This is a genomic window from Pseudorhodoferax sp. Leaf274 (assembly GCF_001422445.1).
GTDB lineage: Bacteria > Pseudomonadota > Gammaproteobacteria > Burkholderiales > Burkholderiaceae_C > Pseudorhodoferax.
The window spans coordinates 1,028,037-1,034,738 of record NZ_LMNA01000001.1 but is presented as its reverse complement, the minus strand read 5'-3'; the positions used below and the strand labels follow the sequence as shown (position 1 = coordinate 1,034,738).

Here is a 6,702-nt window from a genome sequence, read left to right as displayed (position 1 = left end):
TGCAGAGGTGTGTGACGGGAACGCCAGCGCGCAAAATGGCGCGATGTTGTCCGACACCTCCTTGCAGCTCGCCCAGGCCCTGGTGCAGCTCGACACCCGCAGCCACGTCAGCAACCTGCCGCTGATCCACTTCGTGCGCGACCACCTGGCCGGGCTCGGCATCGCGAGCCGGCTGACCTACAACACCGACAGGACCAAGGCCAACCTGTTCGCCACGCTGGGCGAGCACCGGCCCGCCGGCGTGGTCCTTTCGGGCCACACCGACACCGTGCCCTGGGACGGGCAGGACTGGTCGGTCGATCCGCTGTCGGCCCAGGTGCGGGACGGCCGGCTGTACGGCCGCGGCAGCGCCGACATGAAGGGCTTCATCGCCGTGGCGCTGGCCAACGCGCGCTGGCTGGCCGAGGGATCGGCCCCGTTCGCCGTGCACCTGGCGCTGTCCTACGACGAGGAGGTCGGCTGCTTCGGCGTGCGCGAACTCATCGCCGACCTGCGCGAAGCCGGCATCCGGCCCGTGGCCTGCATCGTCGGCGAGCCGACGAACATGGTGCCGGCCATCGCCCACAAGGGCGTGTACCGCTACAAGTGCTGCGTGCGCGGCAAGGAGGCGCATTCCTCGCTGACACCGCTGTCGGTCAACGCCATCGAGATGGCCGCGCGGCTGGTCGGCAAGGTGCGCGACATGGCCGAGGGCTTCGAGCGCGAGGAGCCGCGCTACGCCGGCTTCGACGTGCCGTTCTCCACCGCCAGCGTGGGCCAGTTCCACGGCGGCATCGCCGACAACGTGGTGCCGCGAGATGCCGAGTTCCGCTACGAATTCCGCAACCTGCCCACCGCCGATGCGCATGCGATGCAGCAGGCGGTGCGCCAGGCCGCGCAGGCACTGGAGCCGCCCATGCAGCAGGTGGCGCCCGACGCGGGTTTTCGCTTCGAGACCATCTGCGAGGTGCCGGCCTTCCTCGGCTCGGCCAACGACGCCGTCACGCAGCTGGCGCTGCAGCTCTCGGGCGAGCGCCAGACCACGCTGGTGGCCTTCGGCACCGAGGCCGGGCTGTTCAAGAGCGCCGGCATCCCGACCGTGGTCTGCGGCCCCGGCAGCATCACGCAGGCGCACCAGCCCGACGAATACGTGAGCCTGGACCAACTGGCGCGCGCCGAGGCCTTCGTGCGCGGCCTGGCCAGCACACCCGCACTCGCCTGACGGAGCCGCCCGCCTATGTCCATCGTCCTCGCCCCCCCACGCAACGGCCAGGTGCGCGGCGCCTGCCCGCACGACTGCCCCGACACCTGCGCGCTCGTCACCACGGTGGCGGACGGCGTGGCCACGCGCGTGCAGGGCAACCCGGACCACGCGCAGACCGGCGGCGTGCTGTGCACCAAGGTCTCGCGCTACGTGGAACGCAGCTACCACCCCGAGCGCCTGCTGCAGCCGCTCAAGCGCGTCGGCCCCAAGGGCGCGGGCCGGTTCGAGCCCGTGGGCTGGGACGAGGCCCTGGACGACATCGCCGCGCGCCTGTCGGCCATCGCCGCGCGGGCGCCCGAGGCCGTGCTGCCCTACAGCTACGCCGGCACCATGGGCCTGGTGCAGGGCGAGAGCATCGCGGCGCGCTTCTTCCACGCGCTGGGCGCCTCGCTGCTGGACCGCACCATCTGCGCCTCGGCCGGCGCCGAAGGCCTGACGCAGACCCTGGGCGGCAAGGTCGGCATGAAGGTGGAGTTCTTCGCCGAGTCGAAGCTGATCCTGGTCTGGGGCGGCAATGCGATCGCCAGCAGCCTGCACTTCTGGCGCTACGCGCAGGAGGCCAAGCGCCGCGGCGCACGGCTGGTGTGCATCGACCCGCGGCGCACCGAGACAGCGGACAAATGCCATGAGCACATCGCGCTGCGGCCCGGCACCGATGCCGCGCTGGCGCTGGCGCTCATGCACGAGCTTGTCCATCACGACTGGCTGGACCACGATTACCTGCGCGAGCACACGCTGGGCTGGGAGCCGTTGCGCGAACGTGCGCTGCAGTGGCCGCCCGCGCGCGCGGCCGAGGTCTGCGGCATCCCCGTGGAGCAGATCGAGCGGCTCGCACGCGACTACGGCGCCTGCAGGGCAAGCTCGGAAGGGGCCGGCCCCGCCGCCATCCGCCTGAACTACGGCATGCAGCGCGCCCGCGGCGGCGGCAACGCCGTGCGCGCCGTGGCCTGCCTGCCCGCGTTGATCGGCGCCTGGCGCCACCGCGCCGGCGGCGTGCTGCTGAGCAGTTCCGGCCAATTCCCCGTCCAGCGCGCGGCCCTGCAGCGCCCCGACCTGCTGGCCGGCCGCAGCCCGCGCACCGTCAACATGAGCACCATCGGCGATGCGCTGCTGCACCCGGGCGACGCCGCCTTCGGCCCGCGGATCGAGGCCGTGGTGGTCTACAACAGCAACCCGGTGGCGGTGGCGCCCGAATCGGCCAAGGTGGTGCGCGGCTTCGCGCGCGAGGACCTGTTCACCGTGGTGCTGGAGCAGTTCCAGACCGACACGGCCGACCATGCCGACTACGTGCTGCCGGCCACCACCCAGCTCGAACACTGGGACATCCACTCGGCCTACGGCCACACCGACGTGCTGCTGAACCGCCCGGCCATCGCGCCGCTGGGCCAGGCCCGTCCCAACACCGCCATCTTCCGCGCGCTGGCCGCGCGCATGGGCCTGGACCATCCCTGCCTGCAGGACGACGACGAGGCCCTGTGCCGCCAGGCCTTCGGCGGGCAGGTGGACTTCGCCGCGCTGCTGCAGGACGGCTTCGCCACGCTGGACCTGCCGGATGCGCCGTTTGCGCAGGGCGGCTTTCCCTCGCCCTCGGGCCGCTGCGAGTTCTTCAGCAGCCGGCTGGCAGCCCAGGGCCTGGACGGCCTGCCCGATTACCTGCCCAACCACGAGGCCATTGGCAGCTCGGCCGATTACCCGCTGGCCATGATCTCGCCGCCGGCGCGCAACTTCCTGAACTCCAGCTTCGTCAACGTGACCAGCCTGCGCGCCATCGAGGGCGAGCAGCTGCTGGAGATCCACCCGGCGGACGCGGCCGCGCGCGGCATCGCGGACGGCAGCACGGTGCGCGTGTTCAATGCGCGCGGCGCCTACCGCGTGCGCGCGGCCGTCTCCACGCGGGCGCGCGAGGGCGTGGTCAACGGCCTGGGCATCTGGTGGCGCAAGCTCGGCCTGGACGGGCGCAACGTGAACGAGCTGACCAGCCAGCGCCTGACCGACCTGGGCCGCGCGCCGACCTTCTACGACTGCCTGGTGGAAGTGGCGGCCGACACGCCGGCCCCTGCGAGGTAGCTGGCCAGCGCGGCCACCGGCAGCGGGCGGCTGAACAGGTAGCCCTGGTAGTCGCGGCAGCCCTCGCGCAGCAGGAAGTCGCGCTGCGCCTGCGTCTCCACGCCCTCGGCCATGACCTGCAGGCCCAGGCTCTTCGCCAGGCCGATGATGGTGCGCACGATGGCGTCGTCGTTGGCGTCGCGGCCCAGCGCACGCACGAACGACTGGTCGATCTTGATCTGGTCCAGCGGCAGCCGGCGCAGGTAGGCCAGCGAGGAGTAGCCGGTGCCGAAATCGTCCAGCGCGAAACCCACGCCGTAGGCCTTGAGCGCCGCCATCTTGGCCGAGGTGCCCTCCATGTCCTCGACCAGCAGGCCCTCGGTCAGCTCGAACTTGAGGCGTCGCCCATCGGCGCGCGTGCGCGCGAGAACGCTGGTGCATTGCGCCACGAAATCGGGATGGCGGAACTGGCGCGGGCTCACGTTGATGGCCATCTCCAGGCCGGCCGTGGCCGGGTTCTGCGCCCAACGCGCCAGCTGGAAGCAGGCCTGGCGCAGCACCCAGCGGCCCAGCTGCATGATCAGGCCCGTGTCCTCGGCCATCGGGATGAAATCGGCCGGCGCGATGGGGCCGTGCCGCGGATGCTGCCAGCGCACCAGCGCCTCCACCCCGGTGACGCGGCCGTCGGCACCGATCTGGGGCTGGTAGTGCAGCGTCAGCGCGCTCTGGGCCAGCGCCACGCGCAGGTCGGCCTCCAGCGCCGCGCGCGCGGACACGGCCGCCTGCAGCCCGGGATCGAAGAAGCGCAGCGTGTTGCGGCCCGCGCCCTTGGCCTGGTACATGGCGATGTCGGCCTGCTTGAGCAGCTCGCCCATGCCGCCGCCGTGGCCATGGAACGGCGCGATGCCGATGCTGCAGGTCGACAGGTGCTCGTTGCCGGCCAGCGCGAACGGCGTGCTCAGCGCGGACAGGATCTTCTCGCCGATCTGGCGCGCGTGCTGGGCCACGGCCTGGTCGTCCTGGCCGAGGTCTTCGAGCATCACGACGAACTCGTCGCCGCCCAGGCGCGCCACGGTGTCGCTCTCGCGCACGCTGTGCAGCAGCCGCGCGGCGACCTGCTGCAGCAGCAGGTCGCCCATGCCGTGGCCCAGCGTGTCGTTGAGCGTCTTGAAGTTGTCCAGGTCGATGAACATCAGCGCGCCGCCGCGGCCGCTGCGGTGCTCGGTGGCCAGCGCATGCTGCAGCCGCTCCATCAGCAGCAGGCGGTTGGGCAGCTGCGTGAGCGGATCGTAGAAGGCCAGCTGCTGGATCTCGCGCTCGGCCGCCTTGCGCTCGGTGATGTCGGTGTGGATGGCCAGCACCGATTCGGGCGCGCCCTGCTCGTCGCGCACCAGCGTCCAGCGCGCGCCCACGGTCACGGCGTGGCCGTCGCGCCGCGTCTGCACCAGCTCGCCGCTCCACTCGCCGCGCGCGTGCACGTCGTGCAGCGCCTGGTCGAACGCGGCGCGGTCGTGCTGCAGCTGCGTCACGCGGAAGTCCTCGCCGACCTCGCTGCCACGCCAGCCGTACAGGCGCTCGGCGCCCTGGCTCCAGAACAGCACCTGGTGGTCCATGCCGTAGACCACGATGGCGTCCTGCGCGAGGTCCAGCAACGAGGCCTGGCGGCGCAGCCGGCGGTCCTGCTCCTGGCGCTCGAGCTCGGCACCGACGCGCGCGGCGAAGATCTGCATGGTGGACAGCACCAGCGCCACATCGGGCGGGCGCACGTCGAACAGCGTCACGAGCATGCCCAGCAGCCCGCCGGCCGAATCCTCCAGCCGCACGCCGGCATAGGCCGCGGGCCGCCAGCTGCCCAGCGCGTGCGCCATGGCCGGCGAAGGCGGCGGCAGCGTCTCGGTGTAGCAGCTGGGCTGGTGCAGCAGCGGCTCGGCCGGCGTGCCGAGCAGCGCGAACTCCGCGTTCTCGCGGAACTGGCCATCGACCACGGCGGCGATGCTGCGCACCGTCTGGTGGCCGCTGTGGTGCATGCGGCCGATGAAGGCGGCACGCGCGGCCACGGCCTGCGCCATGTGCTGGGCCATGGTGCGGAAGAAGGCGTCGCCCGTGGAGGCCGACACCGCGGCCGCCACCTGCAGCACGGCGGCGTGCAGCCGGCGCTGGCGCTGCTCGGTCTGCAGGTTGCCGATGCCGAAGGCCAGGTTGTTGGCCAGCTCCTGCAGCAGCGCGATCTCGTCGCGGCCGATCTGCACCACGTCGGGCGCATACAGGTAGAAGAATCCGAAGGTGCGCTGCTTGTCGCGCAGCGGCAGGCAGGCCACGCCGCGAAAGCCGCTGGCCTGGGCTTGCGCCAGCCACGGTGCGAAGGTCGGGTCCTGGGCGATGTCCTCCACGATCACGAGCTCGCCGCTGCGCACGGTGCGCGCGGCCGGGCCCTGGCCGTTGGGCCCGTCCTCGGCCCAGGACATCGGGATGCCCTTCATGAAATCGGCGTCGTCGCCGGCATGGGCCATCACGTCGATGGTGCGGCCGGCATCGTCGTGCGCGTAGCCGACCCAGGCCATGGCGTAGCCGCCGATCTCCACCGAGATGCGGCACACGCCGCGCAGCAGGCCCGCCTCGGACTCGGCGCGGATCAGCGTCTCGTTGCAGGCGCTGAGCATGCGCTGGGCCCGGCTCAGCCGCGCCAGTTCGCGGTCGGCCTGCAGCCGCAGCGTCACGTCGGCCAGGCCACCGACCACGCGGCGCACGCGCCCGGCCGCGTCGCGGATCAGATAGGCGCGCAAGCTGACGGGCACGACCACGCCATCGTCGCGCTGCAGCCGCAAGCTGTCGGTCCAGGTGTCCTGGCTGCCGGCCAATGCCGCGTCCAGCGCGGCCTGCACGCGTGTGGCGTCTTCCGGGTGCACGTCGGCCAGCCAGCCGCGGCCGGCCTCGAACCAGGCGGCGGCCTGCGGCCCCATGACGCGCTGCGCGCCGTCGCTCCACCAGACCGTGCTGGCCTGCAGGTCCCAGTCCCACACCGCATCGGCCATGGCGCGCAGCAGGTGGCGAAAGCGCTCCTCGCCCTCGCGCAGCGTGTCGGAGGCCTGCTTGCGCCTGGACACATCGCGCAGCAGCACCTGCAGGCGGCCGTCGGGCAGCGGCTGGGCGCGCACCTCGAGCCAGCGGTCCAGGCTGGCGGCATAGGCCTCGAAGGCCACGGCGCAGGACTCGCGCAGGGCCCAGGCGCACTCGGCGGCGAACACCGCCTCGCCCGGGGCCTCGAACACCGCCTGCAGCGACAGGCCCTGCAGCCGGGCCAGCGAACGCCGCAGCAGCCGCGCGGCCTTGCCGTTCGCCTCGCAGACCGCCCCCGCGGCATCCAGCACGATGCGCGCATCCGCGTGCACGACTCTGGGCGGGGCGGGGCTCAT

General features: G+C 72.5%; 3 protein-coding genes. 2 read left to right on the top strand and 1 reads right to left on the bottom strand.

Annotated elements, in window-relative coordinates:
• Positions 1-43: 43 nt before the first annotated feature.
• Both argE and ASF44_RS04775 read left to right on the top strand, forming a co-directional pair.
• A complete protein-coding gene (gene argE, locus ASF44_RS04780) occupies positions 44-1,201 on the top strand; it encodes an acetylornithine deacetylase (protein ID WP_056897964.1) in 1,158 nt (385 codons plus the stop codon).
• Positions 1,202-1,216: 15 nt separating this feature from the next.
• Positions 1,217-3,310: a molybdopterin-dependent oxidoreductase gene (locus ASF44_RS04775; RefSeq protein WP_056897963.1), complete on the top strand. Its 2,094-nt coding sequence runs from the start codon at positions 1,217-1,219 to the stop codon at positions 3,308-3,310.
• Here ASF44_RS04775 and ASF44_RS04770 read toward each other — a convergent pair.
• Positions 3,259-6,702 (bottom strand): EAL domain-containing protein, encoded by a 3,444-nt coding sequence (locus ASF44_RS04770; RefSeq protein WP_156374345.1) that lies wholly within the window; start codon positions 6,700-6,702, stop codon positions 3,259-3,261. The two genes, ASF44_RS04775 and ASF44_RS04770, sit on opposite strands and share 52 nt — an antisense overlap.

Coding starts and splice junctions, on each gene's coding strand:
- ASF44_RS04775 (WP_056897963.1), top strand. CDS start 1,217: ATGTCCATCGTCCTCGCCCCCCCACGCAACGGCCAGGTGCGCGGCGCC.
- argE (WP_056897964.1), top strand. CDS start 44: ATGTTGTCCGACACCTCCTTGCAGCTCGCCCAGGCCCTGGTGCAGCTC.
- ASF44_RS04770 (WP_156374345.1), bottom strand. CDS start 6,702: ATGAGCCCCGCCCCGCCCAGAGTCGTGCACGCGGATGCGCGCATCGTG.